At 44.7% G+C, this 19,029-nt stretch carries 19 protein-coding genes; 13 read left to right on the top strand and 6 right to left on the bottom strand.

Going from position 1 to position 19,029, the window contains the following annotated elements; all coding sequences use genetic code 11:
• The 13 genes from F0316_RS15730 (at position 1) to F0316_RS15670 (ending at position 11,751) form a co-directional block, all read left to right on the top strand.
• Positions 1-381 (top strand): hypothetical protein, encoded by a 381-nt coding sequence (locus F0316_RS15730; protein ID WP_142993510.1) that lies wholly within the window; start codon positions 1-3, stop codon positions 379-381.
• 57 nt (positions 382-438) lie between these two features.
• Positions 439-903, top strand: coding sequence for a hypothetical protein (locus F0316_RS15725; protein WP_149560691.1), 465 nt, complete (start codon positions 439-441; stop codon positions 901-903).
• Positions 904-905: 2 nt separating this feature from the next.
• Entirely contained in the window at positions 906-1,505 is a 600-nt protein-coding gene (locus F0316_RS15720; protein ID WP_149560690.1) for a hypothetical protein, read from the top strand.
• Positions 1,505-2,134 carry a phage adaptor protein gene (locus tag F0316_RS15715; RefSeq protein ID WP_149560689.1) on the top strand — a complete coding sequence of 210 codons (630 nt, stop codon included), beginning with the start codon at positions 1,505-1,507 and terminating at the stop codon, positions 2,132-2,134. Before F0316_RS15720 ends, F0316_RS15715 begins: the two co-directional genes overlap by 1 nt.
• Entirely contained in the window at positions 2,134-4,653 is a 2,520-nt protein-coding gene (locus tag F0316_RS15710; RefSeq protein ID WP_233447435.1) for a right-handed parallel beta-helix repeat-containing protein, read from the top strand. Before F0316_RS15715 ends, F0316_RS15710 begins: the two co-directional genes overlap by 1 nt.
• Before the next feature lie 71 nt (positions 4,654-4,724).
• Positions 4,725-6,332, top strand: coding sequence for a hypothetical protein (locus F0316_RS15705; RefSeq protein WP_149560688.1), 1,608 nt, complete (start codon positions 4,725-4,727; stop codon positions 6,330-6,332).
• The gene (locus F0316_RS15700) at positions 6,332-8,308 is read left to right on the top strand and encodes a phage tail tip fiber protein (protein ID WP_149560687.1); all 1,977 of its coding nucleotides are present in this window, start codon (positions 6,332-6,334) and stop codon (positions 8,306-8,308) included. The genes F0316_RS15705 and F0316_RS15700 overlap by 1 nt, the downstream gene beginning before the upstream one ends.
• Positions 8,309-8,312: 4 nt before the next feature.
• Positions 8,313-8,675, top strand: coding sequence for a hypothetical protein (locus F0316_RS15695; protein ID WP_148517858.1), 363 nt, complete (start codon positions 8,313-8,315; stop codon positions 8,673-8,675).
• Between the two features lie 40 nt (positions 8,676-8,715).
• Positions 8,716-9,057 carry a hypothetical protein gene (locus F0316_RS15690; protein WP_149560871.1) on the top strand — a complete coding sequence of 114 codons (342 nt, stop codon included), beginning with the start codon at positions 8,716-8,718 and terminating at the stop codon, positions 9,055-9,057.
• Complete coding sequence (locus tag F0316_RS15685) at positions 9,057-9,707, top strand: hypothetical protein (RefSeq protein WP_149560686.1); 651 nt, start codon at positions 9,057-9,059, stop codon at positions 9,705-9,707. The genes F0316_RS15690 and F0316_RS15685 overlap by 1 nt, the downstream gene beginning before the upstream one ends.
• 3 nt (positions 9,708-9,710) lie before the next feature.
• The gene (locus tag F0316_RS15680) at positions 9,711-10,088 is read left to right on the top strand and encodes a hypothetical protein (RefSeq protein ID WP_149560685.1); all 378 of its coding nucleotides are present in this window, start codon (positions 9,711-9,713) and stop codon (positions 10,086-10,088) included.
• Between the two features lie 2 nt (positions 10,089-10,090).
• Positions 10,091-10,351 (top strand): hypothetical protein, encoded by a 261-nt coding sequence (locus F0316_RS15675; protein WP_000331793.1) that lies wholly within the window; start codon positions 10,091-10,093, stop codon positions 10,349-10,351.
• Entirely contained in the window at positions 10,351-11,751 is a 1,401-nt protein-coding gene (locus F0316_RS15670; protein WP_149560684.1) for an ATPase, read from the top strand. The genes F0316_RS15675 and F0316_RS15670 overlap by 1 nt, the downstream gene beginning before the upstream one ends.
• Positions 11,752-12,072: 321 nt before the next feature.
• On the opposite strand, the gene F0316_RS15665 is transcribed toward F0316_RS15670, so the two are convergent.
• From F0316_RS15665 to F0316_RS15640, 6 genes are all read right to left on the bottom strand, one after another.
• A complete protein-coding gene (locus F0316_RS15665) occupies positions 12,073-12,720 on the bottom strand; it encodes a pirin family protein (RefSeq protein WP_172626062.1) in 648 nt (215 codons plus the stop codon).
• 200 nt (positions 12,721-12,920) lie between these two features.
• On the bottom strand, positions 12,921-13,064 hold the full coding sequence (locus tag F0316_RS20380; protein ID WP_407047562.1) for a hypothetical protein: 144 nt from the start codon (positions 13,062-13,064) through the stop codon (positions 12,921-12,923).
• Positions 13,065-13,684: 620 nt separating this feature from the next.
• The gene (locus F0316_RS15655; protein WP_216364827.1) at positions 13,685-14,410 is read right to left on the bottom strand and encodes an SDR family NAD(P)-dependent oxidoreductase; all 726 of its coding nucleotides are present in this window, start codon (positions 14,408-14,410) and stop codon (positions 13,685-13,687) included.
• A gap of 82 nt (positions 14,411-14,492) precedes the next feature.
• Complete coding sequence (locus F0316_RS15650; RefSeq protein ID WP_149560680.1) at positions 14,493-15,260, bottom strand: isochorismatase family protein; 768 nt, start codon at positions 15,258-15,260, stop codon at positions 14,493-14,495.
• Between the two features lie 724 nt (positions 15,261-15,984).
• Positions 15,985-16,923 (bottom strand): LysR substrate-binding domain-containing protein, encoded by a 939-nt coding sequence (locus F0316_RS15645; RefSeq protein WP_149560679.1) that lies wholly within the window; start codon positions 16,921-16,923, stop codon positions 15,985-15,987.
• A gap of 733 nt (positions 16,924-17,656) precedes the next feature.
• On the bottom strand, positions 17,657-18,742 hold the full coding sequence (locus tag F0316_RS15640; RefSeq protein ID WP_149560678.1) for a M23 family metallopeptidase: 1,086 nt from the start codon (positions 18,740-18,742) through the stop codon (positions 17,657-17,659).
• Positions 18,743-19,029: the final 287 nt, after the last annotated feature.

Below are 19,029 nucleotides of genomic sequence, written 5' to 3'. Positions count from 1 at the left end.
ATGACTCATCGACAAAGTGAAACCTTTAACAACCGCGTCTACGTTGGGGCGCACGGCAATTTATCGCTTGAAGAAGGAAAACTCAGTGCCAAAAGCACGCCTATCGACACGGTATTCGCTGTCTTGGAGCTGCCGATTGGTTTAAAGCTGACGGGGATACGTCTGGTGACCAATGGGCTTGGAGCCTCGGTCAGCGTCGATATCAAAGTCAACGATTTCGCCCTAGCGCTTGGGGAAGCGGTCGCCAATAAAGTCGCCAAGCAGATCCCGATCAAACCCGTGTACCTCAAAGAAAAGGGCATCCTGAACGTCACCATTAAAGGTGGTGTCGCCACAGGCGAGCTTCTCATCTTGCCGGAGTACGTCAACGTTGGGTATTAAGCCCAGCCACTGTAGAGAGGGAGGCCAAGAGCCTCCTTTGATTTTTGGGAGAGAGTGATGACGCATAAAATTGCTGTGGTCTATATCGGGCCTAAGCCGAAGAAAAAAGACACGGTCGCTGGCTCTAGGCTGGTGTTTCCGCGCCATAAGCCGGTGTTGGTTGAACAAGATTTGGCTTATCAACTACTGGATTTTCCGAGCGTATGGATAACGGAAGAGGAGTTAGAGGATCATCTGAAGCTTCTTGATGAAAAGGCCCAAGCGATCGCTCATCAACGGGCAGCGCAAGAAGCAATGCAGGAGGCAGAAGAAAAAGCGGCTTCCATGGTTGTCATGCTAAATGGTGAGGAGTTGGATCTCGATAAGCTCAACTCAGCCAAGTTAAAGACGCTGATCGCTGCTAATGAGCTAGATATTGCCCCCAAAGGCGCGCAGGAAGAGTTGACAGAGTTTCGCGTACGAGTGCGCGATTATCTGCGTCGCATGAGTGAAGAGAGTGAACTGGCAAACCTCGCGGAGTGATTATGGAAACCATCGCTATCGAACAGTTTGTGCCTACCCTTCGACAATTGGTCAATGTCGCACTTGCGCCATTACTGCACAGTGCTTTGCTGCAAGCAGGGCAAGAGTTTTGCCGAGAAAGTGGTCTTGTGCGTTACACGAGAATACTTGATAGGGTTAGTGCACACCAAGTGGTCGAGATTGTGGGTAGCTCTGAGTTGAATTCACCGAGTGTTGGTCGGTACACCACCGCTGAGTTGATGGCGGTGGTGGATGATAAAGGCTTGGCATTAATCAAAGGTATTGATTATCTGCAAACCAGTCGTGATGAGCTGCGCTTTCTAAGGGAGGGGGAAGATCTTTTCATCCACTGTGCGATAGAGCCGCAACGTGACTCACAGACCTTACCCAAAGTGCTTTGGGATGAGTATGGCCAAGCGATCTGTTATGGCGCAGCCTATTGTCTGATGTTGCAACCCGATAGTGATTGGCACAATCCATCGCTGGGTCGTGAGTATCGAACGTGGTTTGTTGAGGCGATCCGCTGCGCTAAGCGTTTTGGCTTAGAAACGGGTCAACAACAGGCCTTTACCAATCCGGTACGTCAACGGGAGTTCTTCTGATGAGCGTCACCATTAAAGGGCTTATTGATCGCGTTGCGCGCGATCTCATCGATGTTCGACATGTGCGTTGGTCGCGCCCAGAGTTAATGGACTTTGTGAATGATGCCATTTCAGCCATGGTGATTCGCCGGCCTGATTTATCTCGAACAACGGCGATGATCGAATCAAGTTCTTATCAGGTCAGTCTACCGGCGGATGCCTATCAAATTTTGGCGGTCAACCACATCAATCAACAGGCGGCGCAGTTTGTGAATATTCATAAACTCAATCAACTCTATCCAGAGTGGCGTAAAACCGTGGGGGTACCCGTTTGTTGGACGCGTAATGAGCTCGATGAAACCACCCTGTTTTTATACCCGTCGCCTCAAGCGCCAGTCAATGTGGAGCTGGTTTACTCACGGACGTTACAAGTGGCGAGCGAAAGCGATGTCTTTCCACTGCCTGAGATCTATTTAGGGGTAGTGTCGGATTTTGTGATGTACCGAGCCTATAACAAAGATTCGCAAAATCCCGCGGAAGGCCAAAAAGCTCAGTTGCATTTACAAGCCTTTGCCACCGCGTTGGGCGATAAGACGGCCACCGATAATGCTAAGGCGCAGATGATCCAGAGCAGTGAAGGGGCACGTTAATGAGTTCGCCGTCGATGGAAGCACTGGTGAAAACGATTGATGCGCTCGAGAAATCCACCGCAGAGCTGGTGGATCTATACACTCAAGCGCTCTTTGGTGTGGATTCGAGTGCCCATGTGCTCAGTAGTAACGTCAACGCGAAAGCGCTGCAAGTGGCTGAGAATGCTATCACTACGACGGCGAAAGCAAGAGAAGCGGCGCTATCGGCGCACATTGCCACCGAACAAGCCTCTCGCTCTGCACTGCATGCCGACCGCTCTGAAGCGGCGACGCAGATTGCGGTGATTCATGTTTCGCATTTAAAAGCGCTGCCGACCTATGAGCTGACTGACGGGAAACAGTTTTCTGTCGCGGGGTTTTACGCGGGGAGTTATGCCGGTGGCGGCTTCTTTGTGTTCGATAGTGAGCGAGATTTCTCGGATCATAATGGCGCAGAGGTCATAGCCCTGGATGCACTAAAAGCTTGGGATGGCGAAGAGCAGACGGTAAACACATTTTTAAGTTGGTCGGGTGTGGGGCAAGGTTGCTTTGTGCAAATCGGTACGCAAACGCTGTATGCCAGCCAGTTTGTGACAGATCCCAATGATCCTGTCTCGGTCTATCGAGGACTCGATAGGCTCAATAAGCAGGTGACCCACGGCTCAATCATTTATTTGGATAGGCCGATGGTTGCGCCGAGTTCTGCACTCATCATCGACAAAAATCAGGTCAAAGTGATTGGTGGAGCACTGACTCGAACGTCTGGCGCGACCGAATACCCATTTTGGGTTGGTCGCGCGGATACCCAAGTCGACGGAGTCACTTTTATTGGTCTTTCCTTGGCAGGTGAGCGAGAGGACAGCAATCCGCAGTGGGGTAAGCAAGGAGTATATATTCGTCGGGCCACCAATACGGCGTTTATCGGCTGTCAGTTTAAAAAAGTGGGGGATGCCGCAATTCGACTGGCCGCGTCTCTCTCTAGCCATACTGTGGAGGGCGCTTTAGAGTCGCGAACCGACGGGGTTCAGTTGATTGGTTGCGTCTTTGAAGATTGTACGCAGGTAACCACCAATAACACGGGTGCGCAGAGTGTGATTTTCAGTGGCTGTGTGCTGCGGCGCATTGGCTCGGTGAAGTTCACACAAAGAAATTTGGTCAAAGGCAAACCCAGTCTGCTCATTGGCTGCTTATTTGATGATGTATCAAAAATTATCGAGGTACAGGGTGGGGGCAATGTAGAGATAGTCAACTGCTCTGGGACAGCAGAAATGCTGATTGCCGCTTACCCAAACGCTTCCACCTTTGTGACTGGACAACCTATTCCTTACGGCAATATCCAAATTCGCGGGGGCAGCTTTGTATTGAGCTGCCCATCTGGGAACGCCTGTTATCTGGAAACCCTCGACTCTCCCAGTGGGGAAAGAGTGGTTAACTACGGCTCAGTAGCCATTTTAGGTGCGAAGCTCACGTCGTTAAATCCTCAAGCTCGATTGCTGCGTGCACACGCCAATCCTTCGGTCACGGCCTCAATGCATCCCAATATTCGCGTGGATGGATGCCAACTGAATAACTTTCTTGGTGATGGATTGGTCAGTGTGAGTCACAGCGTGGTGGATGAGTGGTCGCTAGAGATAGCGAATAACCAGTGGGATGAGGTGAATCGCGTGTTGGTGGCCGAATTGAGAAGCGGTGGAGCTTGGTCCATCGATCTCTCCAATAACCGCGGCAAAGTTCGTCTAGGGTCCCACAGTATCGCTCGTGCTGCTTTGGGGCGATTACTCAAAGTTCATCGTAATCGCTTGGAATGCAGCTCGAATGAGGGCAACAGTTTTGCCTTCTTTGATATGGCGTTCTTCGCGTTTGCCTTGGAATTGACCGAAAACGAGCTAGATGTTTCCCAGTATTGGCGACCTGTTTGCGCCTCATTTGCTCAGCCCAGCACTTCGGGATGCACCCTGAAAATGGGGGGTAATAAGCTTTATCTGCCTGCCTTGGGGTCAGAAGGTACGCTGCCAAGACCTGTGTATGTCAGTGCTGGAGCGGGGATAGGTTGGCAGGGCGTTTTACAATGTTACCCAAGTTATGTGTTTGGAGAGGGACGCAAACTCAGGGCGGAAACGGCCAGTGGCCTCAGTTTTTCGGTGATTGAATTTGAGTACCTCTGGGTGGGTAAAGAGTCGAGCCGACGATTACTGAAAAGAGTCTTTGCGGAAAACATCGCAGGCGTCAGTGGTGCTTGGCGAGTCGTTGAGGTGTACAGCGATGGCGTGGTGAGAAGCCATGGCCGGCACCAAAACCAAACCTCCAATGATTTTAACCTTTACTTTCCCTTTTCTGGGTCGACTTTACTGGCTGAGCCATTCGCACCGCAGATCATCCCTGAAGAGCCTTGCTTACCTTATTTTGTGCAGCCGATCAGTAATGGGTTGGTCGTCAGATTTATGAATTTAGCGGGTCAAGGCGTTTCGCCATGGTTTCGTTATTCGGTGGAATACAAGGTAAGTCTGAATGAGCTGGCGAACTGGACCGGCGGCAACTAATGCAGAAAGAGAGATTGAGTTATTTTTCGATGCGGTCTGTGGCCGTAGGGTTTGTTTTTTAAGGGGAGCGTATGCGTATTGAGATCTCGACAATGAAAGGTGAAATACCTCGCCTTGAGTCTCATCTATTGCCAAACGAAGCGGCTTCTCTGGCGTTTGATTGCACTTATGAGCGTGGCGTGGTTGCGCCGATGCGCTCAGATCAAGATCATGGCACCTTGGCGACTCTGTCACCAGTCACGCTGTTTTATTATGCACACTCATATTGGTTTACCTTCACTCAACGCGTGAGTGTGATTGCTAATCCGATGGCGCAAGATGCTTATCAACGAGTCTATTGGACAGGGCAAGGTAAACCCAAGGTGACCGCACAAGATATTGCGGTTACACAAGGTCAAATGCCAGCCGCGTGGTATGACTTAGGTGTGCCAAGACCTATGGGTAAGCCCGTTGTGATTAAGGTCGATGTGACGACCGGCAACCATCCCCCTGAGGGCGAGTTACCCGCCTACGATGATGAAGACAGGCTCTACATTCAAACCTACGTGACACGCTTTGGGGAAGAAGGGGCACCGGGTTTGCCGAGTGTCCCCGTATTGATTGAGAAACCCGGCTCGACGGTGACGGTGCAACTCGCGCCAATATCTGTCAACACACACAATATCACTCACACTCGCTTGTATCGTTCGGTATCTGCAAGCGGAGTTGGGGATTATTTACTGGTCGCTGAGCTTCCCATCAGCCAAACCGAGTACTTAGATTCGGCACGCAATGTCAATGGACCACCGCTTGAAACATGGGACTACGATATGCCCGATGCCAATATGCAGGGACTGTGCACAATGGCGAATGGCATTTGCGCCGGCTTTGCAGGTAACGAGGTGATGTTCTCTGAAGCCTATTTGCCCTATGCGTGGAGTAAGAGTCATCGTGGTGTTACGGATGACGATATTGTGGCCATCGCTCCGATTGAAACGTCACTGGTTGTGGTCACTAAAGGCAAACCGTACCTCTTTTCAGGTGTCACACCGAGTATGGTTACCAGCATGCGCCTTAATGTTGAGCAAGCGTGTGTGAGTGCCCCCTCCTTGGTCGTTATAAACGGGATGGCGATGTATGCCTCGCCGGATGGCCTAGTCGCGATTTCGGGAACGAGTGCGACCGTCATCACCGAAGGCATTATGGATAGAGAGAGTTGGCAGAATTTCATGCCAACGACGATCAAAGCGTGGGTTGCCGAAGGCCAATATATCGCTCAATACCAAGGCGGAGCGTTTATTTTTGATCCGAGTACGCACAGCCTGACACGTTTATCGAATACATGGGATAGTGCATTTCACTACTTGCATGACGATACGTTATTCATTGCTAAGGGCAATACGCTTAACGCTTGGCAACGAGGTCATCAATCGGTCGCCATGACATGGCAAACCAAAGCTTTTCTTATTCCTCAGCACGCCTTTTTAACTTGCGCTCGCCTTGAAGCGAAAGCGCCTGAACGTTTAAGGGTAACGGTTATCGTCGATGGTGAGGCGATTTTCAAGCTGGAACAGGGCGAGCTCACTCACGCGCCATTTCGGTTGCCAGCAGTACGCGGCAGCCGATGGCAAATCAAGGTAGAAGGGACCAGTCAGGTCGAGCGGATTATCATGGCAGATAGCCTCTCGGAGTTGTACTGATGGCAAAGCGATCGCCTTTTCGGGCAGGACGTTCACTGGAGGCGTTGTACGAAAACGTCGAGATTTTAACTGGGCAACGTGGCGATGGTCGTTATCGAGCGGTGACCGAAAAAGAGGTGGTTACGCTCAATGCGAAAAACGCGCAATCGAATCTGAATCAAAGCAGCGAATCTTCATCGAGTTTGGTTCAAGTCCCGCATGCACCCCACCACGTGCAAGCCTTTGGTGGGTTTACTGCCATCTTAGTGCAATGGGATACGCCACAATTTAGAGGATTTGCATACGCTGAAGTATGGCGGGCAAATCACAATGACTTTTCTCAAGCGGTAGTCGTGGCGACAACGCCGGCTAATGTGTTTTCTGATGTGGTCAACGCAGGGAGCCGATTCTATTACTGGGTTCGCTTCATCAATACGAAGAATTTTGCGGGACCTTACCATGGCGTAAACGGGATACTGGGTGAAACCTCGCAAAACATTGGTCAAGTGATTGATGAGCTGGCCGAGCAGCTAAAACAATCCGAGCTTATTCAACTCTTGCAACAAGAGATAAGCGCTAAAGCGCCACAGACTTTGCTGGAACAACTGGATAGTGAGCTGACGGCTTCTGGAGATCTGGTCGCGCAAATCCAGCGCCAATTGAAAAGTGCGACAGAAACCTTCGCGGCTCAAGTGACTCAGCTTCATGCATCTTCACTGGCAAGAGATGAGGCGCAAGCCACGTTGAATGAAGCGAAACTTCTTGATGTCTCGACGGTGTTTGCAAATGCAGATCAAGCATTAGCCGAGCGAGTGAATACGGTTGAGGCCACCGCAGGTAACGCCAAGGCCGCCGCGCAAACCAATGCCCAAGCGATAGCGACCATCAATCAAGATGGGAGCGTGGCATTTAAGGCAATGTGGGGGGCGAAAGCGCAAGCGGGCGAGATTAGCGCTGGGATTGGTTTGATTGCTAAGAGCGATGGCACCAGCCAAGTGGCAGTCAGTGCCAGTCAATTCTTTGTCTACGATCCCAATCAGCCCGGAACCTTAGTGCCGACGTTCGCGATTGATAATGGCGCGGTCGTGATCCCCCAAGCGATCATTGAAAAAGCGACTATTCAGATCCTGCAAGCGCAAATCATTGTGGCCGATGAAGTGAAAGCGGGTATCGAAATCACTTCGCCTGTTATTCATACTGGTCAATTGCGAGGTGGTGACGCAGGATTCGGTGCGGGTGGTCCTTATAACGGCTATCACACCTTTATTCACTCAAACGGCCTCTTACAAACCAACAATTTACAGGCTAATAATGGTTATTTTCGTGGCAACATCGAAGGGACCACCATTAATGGTGGTGTGATCAAAGGGGCGACAATTATCGCCAGCACCTTTTATCAATCGGTAGTGCTCTATACCACATTTGGGGATAACGCGACGACCAGCCTCTCTTACCCTTCTGCGTTAGGGGGCGGGTTAGTGGTCACTTCTGAATCGGTACGTGTGACCTTGCCGGAAACCAGCTACTACAGTGATGGCGCGACCGCTCCGGTGGATTTTTTCCCGGCAGGGGATGTGTCCATTAACACTATGAACCGAGCACGTTACCGCACTATTCCTGATGGAGTATTTAACTTTACGGTGAGGCGGCCAAGAGTGGGGGGCTCTGGTTTTTTACAAATCTTTGTACAGGCCATCAATCTCAGTGGTGGAGTCGTTGCCGAGGCAAGGATTGTCGGAACCGATACCGCCAATGCGGTAGGTACAACCGTAAATGTGGCAGGGGTGAGTTTTGCGCTGACTTATTACCGAGGAGGAAGCAGCGGTTATGCTGTCGAAGAGGCGCACATTGCGAGTCGTCGTTCGCTGTTGGGTTCGGGCTGGACTTATTCTGCTTCTCAATCTTTACGCTTTCGGCTGCGTTTAACATCGCTGCACGATGGTGCGGTGATCGTCAACATGTCGGCCTCTATCAATAATAGTATTGACCCAAGGTGATGGCATGATGGTGACAACTGAAAAAGAGCCATATCGCTTTTACTTCCAAGGCGAAGTGACCGACTGGCACACGTTCAAGGCGGCTTATGATACCGGAAACATCTCCGATGAACTTTATTATGAGCGATTGGCACTGCGGCAAACGTGGCTTGACGGTCATGAGGTCAATGAAAGGGCTTGGGCGCGCGCTGAACTTGCGGCTACCGATTTTATGGAGTTGCCAACGGCGACCTATCAAGGAGAGCGGTTAGTGACATCGCCAAAACTTGCTGAAATGTTGGCCTATCGCGAAGCGGTGCGACGCTACGATTTACGTGAAGAGTCTCGCCCATTGAGACCAGCATGGTTTGTCGATGAGTCTTTATAAACTGTCTTACGAATCGTGGCGTTCTCGAGTATTGCCGTTGATGGAACAGACCGAGAAGCGCAACCAGCACTGGTTCGCCAAACAAGTAGATGAAGCCCTACTCGATGGTAGGGCTTCGCTGTTTTTGGTGGAGGAGGGAGTGTTCGTCCTTGAGCCCAGTTTGGACAATGGTGAAATGCAGGTATGGGTACTGTTTGCTTGGAGCAATCAAAAAGGTGCGCTTAAGCGCCATTTACCGACCGTAGAGCAGTTAGCTAAGCGGGTAAAGGCCAAGAGGTTACTGCTGAATACTGCCGTGAAAGCTTTGCAAGTAAGCCTTATTGACGGTGGGTTTTGTCGTATCGAAACCGGTGATGTTGAGACTTGGTGCAAGGAGATCTAATGGGTGGGAAAAAAGATGGCCGCGTTCAGGAAACCGCGGCGGAAATTGCCGCTTCCCAAGTTGCGGCGAAAGAGTGGAACTTATACAACACAGAGCTCAAAGCGTTTGAAGATATCTTCATACGGCGAGTGAACGACCTTAACTCTGAGGCCAATATGGCCGACGTGAAACAGGCGGCAGATTTAAATTATCAAAGCGAGTTCGGCAAAGCGCGAGAGGCGGCCACTGAGAATCTTGTGGCCTCCGGTGTTGATCCGAGCTCCGGAACATTTAAAGCAACGTTAAGCCGTTTGGCGACAGACCAAGCTCTCGCTCAGGGCGATACCGTAAACCGCGCTCAAGTCAATGAGCAGGACAAGTATGTGGTGGGTAAGCAAGATATCGTCGCTCTCGGTGCTGGTCAGAAAGCCGAAGGCTTGGCTGGCATGGAAGAGACCGCTCGGCTCTCTTTGAAAAAAGCCACAAGCGATGCCGCCACAGCGTTTAACCGACGTAGCACGAATGCTCAGGCTGTAGGGACGTTGGCGGGGATTGGAACCAGTATGTACATGAACCGTGCCAAGCCAGATACGAGCTTTGTCAATGTCGATACTAAGACGCTGAAAGGTCAAGCGGGCATGGTTCATAACTATGTACTCAACAGAGGGTAAGTGATGAGCATTAATGTTTCAGGTTCGGCGGCCAATAACTACGCGAATATCACTCATGCTATGTATCAGGACTGGTTAGAGCGATTTTATCCGCAGCAAAAACAGCTTTTAGGACAAACACAAAATGGCGAGTTACTGGCACAGCAACTTGGCCGAGTTGGAGCCAATTTTTCGAGCGCGCAACAGAGTGCGCGGCTTGCGAATGTTAACCAAATGGCACGTTTTGGAGTTGGGGCAGACACCAATTCTAACGATGAAGCTAAGCTCTCTCTGGCACAGGTGACGGCCAAGAACAGTTTGCGTGAGAACGAGCAAGAGCGTGCGATGAGCGTGCTTAGTGGTGGCGCAAAGGGGAAGTTATCACAGCTTAAATTGGGGTAATCATGGCATACAGTTTATTGAATTTAGGCGCAGATACCCGCAAACGTGCATTGGCAGGGATGCAAGAATCGGCGCAACGTGAAGAGCAGCGTAATCAAACCAATCAAAGCCTCAAAGACGCGCAGCGTACCAAGCGTTTATCCAGTGTCACCACGGGGGCTGGCATGGGCATGATGGCGGGCATGCAAGCGGGTAGTGTGGGTGGACCCATGGGCGCGGCGATGGGTGCGGCAGCAGGTTTGATTCTAGGGGAGCTTTTCTAATGCAGTTAGATACACGCAGCGCTATTGATGGTGCAATCCGCGGATTTCAGGTCGCAGAAGGTTACTACCAGCGTAAAGCGGATAATGAACGCCAAGCGAAATTGGATGAGCGCAACGAGGCTCGCTATCAAGATGAACGGTCAAGACTCTCTCAGATTGAAGCCAAGAACGAGCAACGTTATCAAGACGAGAAGGCATTTCGTCAGGCTGAAACGGAAAAAGCCGATAAACGTTATCAAGATAGCTTTAAACGAGAAAATGAGGATCGAATCCAGCGTGATCGACTACTTGATGTACAGGTTGATGCGCAGAAAAGTGCAAAAGCATTGAGCCAATACCAGCTCAATCAGCAAAAGAAAATGGCTTACATGCAGGAGAATTTGCCGCTAATTCAATCTGGCCTCAAACGTTACATGGAAACCGGAGAACTTGATCCCTTGTTTGAGCAGGAACACATTAAGGGCAGTGCTTACGACCCGCGCCGTTATACACCTCGTGTGGTACAGGCGGCCTTTGATATCGAATCGACTATGCCTAAAGTACTTGATGGCTCTATTTCTTACCAAGACTCACAATTCACCAAATCGATGGGCGTGTTGCTTGAGCGTAATGTTAAGCAAGGGATTGGCGATAAAGATCCTGAATCGGGTAAGGTGATTAAGGATAAAGAGTATCTGCGTCATGATTTTGTTGCCGATATTGACCCAAATCGCGAAGGCGATCAGCCGGGCGTGGTGGTCGGTTTGAAAGTCACTTATGAGGATGGCACGACTAAAACCGCGCCAGTAACCGAAAGCCGTTTGGCAGGTAGCCAAGAGGCCGTAAAAGTGATCCCGCTCGATGCGTTAATGAAAGACGTAACAGGCCAAATCCATATGGCTAAGCAGTTTTTTACCAACGAGCACTATGCCAACCTTTTCAATGTGGCAGAGACAAAATCACGCACTGAAATGGATAAGCAGTGGCGAGAGGCGGTGACCGAGCTTGAAAAAGACCGTACTGCAGCGCTGAATGATTTGTTGGAGCCGACACCAGAGCAAATTTCCGTGGTTAATGCTCGATTTGATGAAAGAAAATCGATGATTAATCAAGTGTATGGACGATTAGGTGACAATCAATCCAATCGTGAGGTCGGAAATGCCGCGCAGAAATGGGCAGGCGAAGACCCACAAAAGCGCCAATTCATCAATGAGCTCAGTCAATCCATGAATCTCGCAGAACTGACACCCGAAGCGTTGGAGCATAACTATCAGCGAGTTCTGACAATAAAAGCGAATCACGAAGCCGAATTGAAGAAGCAGCAACAGTTAGAACGATTACGCCAAAGCCAGCAATCTCAAAAAATTTATGAGGATCCAGGGGGGTATGGTGCTGCGAGGAATGTGATCAACGAAAAGTAGATCCCCCCTGTTAATAAACAGGGGGGATATTATTAACGACTTACTTTTGTGAGTTTTGGGTTTATGGAAGAACTTTGTGATTTTGTGAAATAAATACACCCAAACAGAACGAGCAGAGGTAGCAAAGGATCATAAATGGAACCTGATTTTGCAAAGATTTAGTTCAGTAAAGCTAAAGAGGCTTCTTTGTGCAGTGTTATCATTGATCTTTTCATGCATTCATCTAAATATAAAAATATACTTTTGAGTCATTATCTGGTTATGAGTATAAAAATTAGCCGACCATAAAATAGTGGAAGGCTAAGATACAGTATAATATTGTTAAGGAGACGCCACTGCGAGGAATCGACCATTAATCATTCGATCCAAAGTATATCCGGCTCTTTCGTTATCTCTGTCATAAATCCAAAGTTTCCACCCATCAGGAACCGGCGCTTTTATATCGGATTTACTCCAACCTTCAAAAATAAGTATTTCATGAGGTATATTTAGTGGACTGGTGAGGCCGAATGCTGTGCCAACAAGTAGCCTGATCCTGCAACTTGAAGTCTCATAAATAGGTACATCCTTTGCTTGAAGGTGAAAAGTTCTTGCAGGTGCATTTCGTAAAGTTTCTGGTAGGTCTATAAACATTTGGACTGCATGGATTCTCGAGCCATCAGTAGGTGTTTGAGTGTGCTCAACCCCACTGCCTGCAAGAGTCCAATGAACATCTCCGGCACCAAAGTGGTGATTAGTACCAACGCTGTCTGAAGAATACATCTGACCGACAGTGTCCTCAAAAAGAATTGCAACAGCACTAATATGTTTATGACAATGTAAAGGAAAAGTCGGAGCTGTCATTACATAGCTATCACACAATAGCACAGAACCATTATTATAGTTCTCTCGCCATTGCAAACCATGAAATCCAGAGTTTTCGCTACCAATTGAAGCATCTGAATGACGAAGTTGATTGTTATCTTTCATACTAATCTCCTTAAAAACTTTCTTAAAAGTTAAATGGTAAATCATCTAAATTATATATGAGAAATGACATTTAATTAATTTTTGCTATCTAAATTTTCAACATAAAAATATGAGTTAGTCGTAAAATAACTCTATAAATGACTGTTATGAATCTAAATATAGCTCAGATTAATATGATGTTTGTTCGGGTTAATTAATTTTCAATCATTAAAATATCTATCTAATAAAAAGTTTATGAGCTTTGAAAATAATATTGCTGTTGGAAGCGCAATAGCCCATGATACTAGCCAAGAATATGCCCACGAGTAGCACTCATGATCGAGTGTAGAATAATTTCTAATCATTGCTACTGTTGAAAGAGTCATGGACATTAAACCAGACTGTAAAAGATAAAAGAAAAAATTTCTCACTAGATTAGTGTGTGCTTTTCTAAAAGGGCATTGAGTCATTATTACTCCATATTGGATATTAATATCATAACGTTGTATTTATCATTGGTTTGAACATTTTTGGGATTTAATGTATCCATAAAATATCGTTCCAATAAAAATTAATGAATTTTGAAATAATACTTCACTTGGAAGAATAATAGCCAATGATGCAAACAATAAATATTTCAACTATGGGTCATTATAATTAAATATAGTACAATTTCTAAACATTGCTACTTTTTATAGTAGTCATGGGCATTAAGCTGACTGAAATAGATAAAATAAAAATCATTATAATAATTTACCCTAATATATTTTAAATAAATTCAAAATCAATCATTCATGATAAAAATTTGTTTATTGAAGATAGTTTCCTTGTCAATATAAAACAAATAAAAATTATGTTTAGGCATGATTAATGGTCATTTCTTAGATCTTTCATTCTTTAGAAAATTGCAAAATATAAATTTGCCATCATATGGAATTTATCTTTCCAAATAGTTTAGATATTGTGAGTTATAACTTTCGGAATTCTAGGACATTCCACCATCTGCTAGGATAGTTCTTCCTGTTATCCATCGTGCTTCATCTGTTGTTAGAAGCGCGACTAAGTCAGCGACATCTTCGGGTTCACCGATACGTCCAAGTGGGGTAGCACTTCTAACGAGTTCTCGGCGTGAGTTTGATACAGAAGCCGTCATATCAGTTATTATCATTGATGGAGCTACGGCGTTTACAGTGATATTGCGTGTTCCTAGCTCTAATGCAAATGCATGAGTCAAACAACTTACCGCCGCTTTACTAGCGGCATACATACCAGTACTAATTCGAGGCTTATATATAAGATTCGATGAAATATTCACAATACGCCCTCCGGTGATTGGGAAAAGATGCAATGTTGACTGAGTCATATATATAACGCTATAAAAGTTAGTTTTAAGAATTTCATCAATACTTTCAGTATTGATATTAGTTAAATTTTTTTCTAAAAAAATTCCAGCGCAGTTTATTAGTATGTCTATTTGAGAATATTCTCTAACTATTTTGTCTATTACGTTTTTTACCGATAGTTGACTACCTACATCAGCTTGGAAAGCTGCTGAAGATACGCCATAACTTTTTGCTATATTTACTACTTCTAAAGCCTGATTTTTATTGTTTTTATAAATGATGATCACATTTACACCTGTACTTGCCAGTTTTAATGCGATTGCAGCGCCAATGCCTCTAGAACCACCAGTTACGATTGCTGTTTTCATTAATAATCTCATTATTCTAAATGAGGGAGAGTTTTGATAATGCTCCCTCTTTAATATGATTTAAATAAACTAATTTTCAGTGTTAATTGTTTTTTGCAGCGCTAGATGTAACTTGCCAAACAAGTGTTGCGAAAGGCATATCAAGTGCACTATAGACATCATGTGCTTTTGGATCGTTATTATCGCCAAGCATTTCTACCGCAACACTTGCATAATCCATAATTGGAATTCCAGAACCTGCAAGTCTAGCAAGACCTGATACCCTTTTCGCATCTGAAAAAGTTCCCGATGCATCCAATACAACTCTTACATCATAGCCAGCTTTTTTAGCTGCAAGGGCTGGATATGTTGCGCATATTTCCAAAGATACACCAGCAACTACTAACTGTTTTCGATTTGTGCTTTCTATTGCCCTCACTACTCTTTCATCATCCCAGGCATTAATTTTAGATCTTACGATCGGTGTAACATTCGGTAATGCATTAATTAGTTCAGGAATAACTGGACCCCACATACCATCAGTCATTGTCGCTGTAATAATGACTGGAACTCCTAAAATAGCTGCAGCCTTTGCAAGTGAGACTGTATTATGCTTCAGGTCTCCAATCGAAATGTCACGAATTCCGGTATACAAACCAACCTGATGATCCGTAAGAAGTATTACAGTATTATTTCTATCAAGCATTTCTAGAAAGGGGTTATTTAATTCATTTGCCATTTTAGAGTGTCCATTTAAGTTAGGTGATTGGTTGCTCAGGGACTGTGCTGCGAACGATTGGTCCACTGACGCCATTGACACAGCCGCAATAGCACCTGTCAAGGTGCCGCCAATAAATTTGCGTCTATCCATAATATGAATTCCAAACATAAAAAAGGAGTCGTAACTATGATGTATAATCTAAAAAAAATAAAGATAGATTATTGAAACACACTGTTTTATCAAAAGAACAATAACTAATACTTAAGGTTAATGAGGTTTTGGTATCGTTAGGGTTCGTTAATTTGTATTAAAGAATTACACTATAAAATATTATATATTAGATGATTGCCGCTATGTATCGAACTGATTTATATACACAAATTAATTTAGAATTAATCAAATTGATTGAATTTATTTTGCTTTGGAAGGGATTTATTAAAAGTACAATATTTAATGATTCATCTAAAAATATGCTTTATTGATAAAGACAAACAACTAAATTTTTCATGAGTGATTAAGTTTGATATGAAAATATAATGAGTATCGAGGTATGATAATTTCTAGTAACGTTAGAACCTATTAGATCTTTGTTGCGTAAATCGATGAAACTTGGTCTCGATTCTAAGGTCTGAGCAGATACATTCATTTCCACCGTAGTATCATTCTTAGATCTCGTTAAATATCAACTAACTGGAATTACTACAACAGGGCTATCTTGCTATATAAACTTGATTTAGATAGTCGATTTACACAATCATCAAAAGACTTTGAATGAGGGCAGACTAATAGAGGTAAATTATTTTTAGTCTCTAAATTGTTCACTAAAGCTTTCCTTCTAAAAATAAATGAAAAGTTATTACTTATTGAATCTAAATTACTTTTTTTGTAGTAATATAGGTAGCTCAATCTTGAGAAATTCGATTAATGCTCTGGAGCTAGCAGCAAGTCCGACTTTGTTTGGGAACATTACCATGATGTGCCCTAGTTTCGGTCGGAACTCAGATAATACCTTTACTAATTTTCCACTCTCAAAATCGGTTTTGCACATGTACTCAGGAAGCCCGCATACACCAAGATGGTTTAATGTCGAATGATATAAAACTTCAAGATTGTCACTTTGTAAGGTCGGAGTAGTAGTGTGTGATAGCAGATCACCTTGCTTGTTAATAAATGAAAATGAGTTCGTGCTGTTTCCATTTGGCGAGTAAAAAAGAAAACTTGCCCGATCTAAATCAGCCAACGATTCAATTGACCCTGCTTTCTCTAAATATCTTTTGCTACATACAAAACTCCAAGGAGTAGTGCATAAACATGCCTGAACAAGATCTGAAGTATCTATTTGCTTTGCTCCAACTCCTCGAATAACCACATCAATATCATTTTCTATAAGATTTAGTTTCTTGTTTGTTACAATAAGTGTAAGAGTTATATTAGGGTATTTTTCTCTAAACTTAGTTAGAAGATGCTCTGCAAAAATTTTGGCAACACTGACAGGTAAACTGAGACGAACATTACCAGAGGGTTGGTCGTTACGATGTGCTATTTCATTTAATGCTGTTTCAGCTTGATTGAACATATATATACATTGCTGATATAGTATCTTCCCAGCATCAGTTAAATTCATACTTCGGGTATTTCTTTGGATAAGCCTAATGCCAAGTAATTGCTCTAGATGACTTAATCTTCGTGATAGCTTTGATTTAGTAACACCTAAACTATCTGCAGCAGAAGTAAATCCATTCTTTTCGATTATTTTCATAAAATAAAAAAGATCGTTCCATTCTATTTTCGGATTATTTTTCATGTTAGTCATCTCAGATACCTGTCTAATCTTTATAATTTAAGTTGCATTTTTTAGGAAAAAATTCCATGAGATACTCTATTTCCATTACAATAATTTTTTAAGGTGTATACCATTTATTAATTAAGTTTAATCTGCCATTTTTAAATCATCGAGAATAGATTCTTTTCATTCTCAAAGTAATAATATTATCTGTGTACTTACTAGAGGTGGTAACCATAGCCTTTGTTACAGAGACTTGTCAAAATGGATTTTTTACCAAGCCCTTGGCTGCTTTAGACGTATCAATGACATCATCAACCAGCATAGAGGCTGAGTCAATTTTTACTTGGGATACTGCTTTAGAGCCCTGATTTCTAAGGGCTTCATCAAGACCGAAATGAGGGACTTCAATTCGCTTCTTTGTTGTTCAAGTAAGGTCGAGGAAGGCTTCTCTTTCTGCTGAATATCGAGCATAGTGTTAGTGAAATCTCTGACGTTTTTGAATTTTTCTATTATAACCCTAAAAGTTCGCAGGCAAAAATTTGCCCAGAAATGATAGGCTTATCAAAAAAAAGCTAACTTTACGATTTTTTCGCTTAGCAGTTGGTTATCGAAAAGAGTTTAGTGCTCCCTGCGCTAACATCAGTCGATTAATTATGCTGATACAGCCTTATTGTTGTAAAGGTGATAAATACCCAGATGTTCAATTTGCCAGAGATTGAACATCTGGGTTATCTAGTAATGAATGGATTCAAACTTCTTATTACTGTGCAGGGTTATCAACTTGCTGAAACAGACAAATTTTACGTTGATTACGTGTGTCAGTTAACCAACTATAGCGACAGTCATTGTCGTAACTATATCGCCCTGTTTGAATTTGATAAGGGCCAAATCTAATGCCTTGCAGAGATTGAAAACGGCCATTGTAAAGCAATGAAAAATGTAGATGTGGTCCGGTCGATGAACCACCTTCGCAAAGTGCAATCGAACGTTGGCTTGCGTACACACCTAGCTTGGTATCTTTCGTTACCCACTGATTGTTGCCTACTTGAATACCATCCATATGATAATAGTTTGTCGCCCACCCATTTGGATTGGTTACTCTCACCTGACAACGAGACATAACAGTGACATAGCCATCATGAGCGGCAGTAACACTGTAGGTTGGTTGTCCCCATTGCGGCCAATCGTAAGAGACATCTATTGAGGATAGCGGGAATCCAGAACCGCTATGAGCATGTGGTCCGTTTGGTACCCAAGAATAACCCTGTCGCCATGGCCATTGCATTGTAGCTAGGGTTGCTAGAGAGGGCTGGGTAGAATCGATATCAAACTCTGACGCAATAGGCTCAAACCATGCTACATACTGGCGTTGCCAATCGATCCAGTTTGTCAGCTCCGGCAACTGCTGTGCTATCGCTAGTGTTGCAGCAGTGTAACTTTCCTGAATGAACGAAGTACTGGAATCATAATAATAGAAACGTTGTGAGAGTTGGTTAGCGATTGCCTTAACATCCTCAGATGAAGGTAGATCCCTAGGGTGCAGAATCGCCAGCGTCGTTATAAGTACTCTAGGATCAACACCTGTAGCCCCTGCCCAATGTTGTAGCGATTCTTGAAGACTTTTCCACGACGGTTGAGTGTCTGATAAGAATTTTTCAAAATCAAATGGACGAAGATAGGGTTGATAAACAAACTTATTGTCACTGAGCAACACCGTTGGCAGATTACTGTGAGTTAACTTTGTAAGAGGGATTTCATGAATTGTAATCTCGGGATATAGGGAGTGTGCTAGCACGCCACTACTAAAACTGAACCAAGCTAATCCGATAGACATTTTTCTTAACATAAGATAAACCTAATAAGATATTGGTTGAATATCAAATGTAGCCTAATACATCCAAAAAGCACGTTAAACGGGTAATTCGCTGAGCAGTTCATGCCACCGCTTTAAGTAAATAAAACCTCTTTACACAATGAGTTGGCAGTAACACAACGAATATTGAGCATTCTGATGCCTTTTTATTTCTTTACTATGCTTCTGGGATTCAATTAAAAACATTATAAATCAGAAGCATATGTCAATAAGGCGGCTTGCTTTCTGTACGTTCAGTAGCTGTATATCCGAAATTGTGG

This window comes from Vibrio cholerae (assembly GCF_008369605.1).
Lineage (GTDB): Bacteria > Pseudomonadota > Gammaproteobacteria > Enterobacterales > Vibrionaceae > Vibrio > Vibrio cholerae.
Note: the sequence above shows the minus strand (reverse complement) of the source record. Positions and strands in the feature narration are given on the sequence as shown.

What these genes read in the sequence shown, in the direction of transcription:
- F0316_RS15715 (WP_149560689.1), top strand. Translation starts at nt 1,505, where the DNA reads ATGAGCGTCACCATTAAAGGGCTTATTGATCGCGTTGCGCGCGATCTC.
- F0316_RS20380 (WP_407047562.1), bottom strand. Translation starts at nt 13,064, where the DNA reads ATGATTAGAAATTATTCTACACTCGATCATGAGTGCTACTCGTGGGCA.
- F0316_RS15665 (WP_172626062.1), bottom strand. Translation starts at nt 12,720, where the DNA reads ATGAAAGATAACAATCAACTTCGTCATTCAGATGCTTCAATTGGTAGC.
- F0316_RS15640 (WP_149560678.1), bottom strand. Translation starts at nt 18,742, where the DNA reads ATGTTAAGAAAAATGTCTATCGGATTAGCTTGGTTCAGTTTTAGTAGT.
- F0316_RS15730 (WP_142993510.1), top strand. Translation starts at nt 1, where the DNA reads ATGACTCATCGACAAAGTGAAACCTTTAACAACCGCGTCTACGTTGGG.
- F0316_RS15705 (WP_149560688.1), top strand. Translation starts at nt 4,725, where the DNA reads ATGCGTATTGAGATCTCGACAATGAAAGGTGAAATACCTCGCCTTGAG.
- F0316_RS15685 (WP_149560686.1), top strand. Translation starts at nt 9,057, where the DNA reads ATGGGTGGGAAAAAAGATGGCCGCGTTCAGGAAACCGCGGCGGAAATT.
- F0316_RS15720 (WP_149560690.1), top strand. Translation starts at nt 906, where the DNA reads ATGGAAACCATCGCTATCGAACAGTTTGTGCCTACCCTTCGACAATTG.
- F0316_RS15650 (WP_149560680.1), bottom strand. Translation starts at nt 15,260, where the DNA reads ATGGATAGACGCAAATTTATTGGCGGCACCTTGACAGGTGCTATTGCG.
- F0316_RS15700 (WP_149560687.1), top strand. Translation starts at nt 6,332, where the DNA reads ATGGCAAAGCGATCGCCTTTTCGGGCAGGACGTTCACTGGAGGCGTTG.
- F0316_RS15680 (WP_149560685.1), top strand. Translation starts at nt 9,711, where the DNA reads ATGAGCATTAATGTTTCAGGTTCGGCGGCCAATAACTACGCGAATATC.
- F0316_RS15670 (WP_149560684.1), top strand. Translation starts at nt 10,351, where the DNA reads ATGCAGTTAGATACACGCAGCGCTATTGATGGTGCAATCCGCGGATTT.
- F0316_RS15690 (WP_149560871.1), top strand. Translation starts at nt 8,716, where the DNA reads ATGGAACAGACCGAGAAGCGCAACCAGCACTGGTTCGCCAAACAAGTA.
- F0316_RS15645 (WP_149560679.1), bottom strand. Translation starts at nt 16,923, where the DNA reads ATGACTAACATGAAAAATAATCCGAAAATAGAATGGAACGATCTTTTT.
- F0316_RS15695 (WP_148517858.1), top strand. Translation starts at nt 8,313, where the DNA reads ATGATGGTGACAACTGAAAAAGAGCCATATCGCTTTTACTTCCAAGGC.
- F0316_RS15675 (WP_000331793.1), top strand. Translation starts at nt 10,091, where the DNA reads ATGGCATACAGTTTATTGAATTTAGGCGCAGATACCCGCAAACGTGCA.
- F0316_RS15710 (WP_233447435.1), top strand. Translation starts at nt 2,134, where the DNA reads ATGAGTTCGCCGTCGATGGAAGCACTGGTGAAAACGATTGATGCGCTC.
- F0316_RS15655 (WP_216364827.1), bottom strand. Translation starts at nt 14,410, where the DNA reads ATGAAAACAGCAATCGTAACTGGTGGTTCTAGAGGCATTGGCGCTGCA.
- F0316_RS15725 (WP_149560691.1), top strand. Translation starts at nt 439, where the DNA reads ATGACGCATAAAATTGCTGTGGTCTATATCGGGCCTAAGCCGAAGAAA.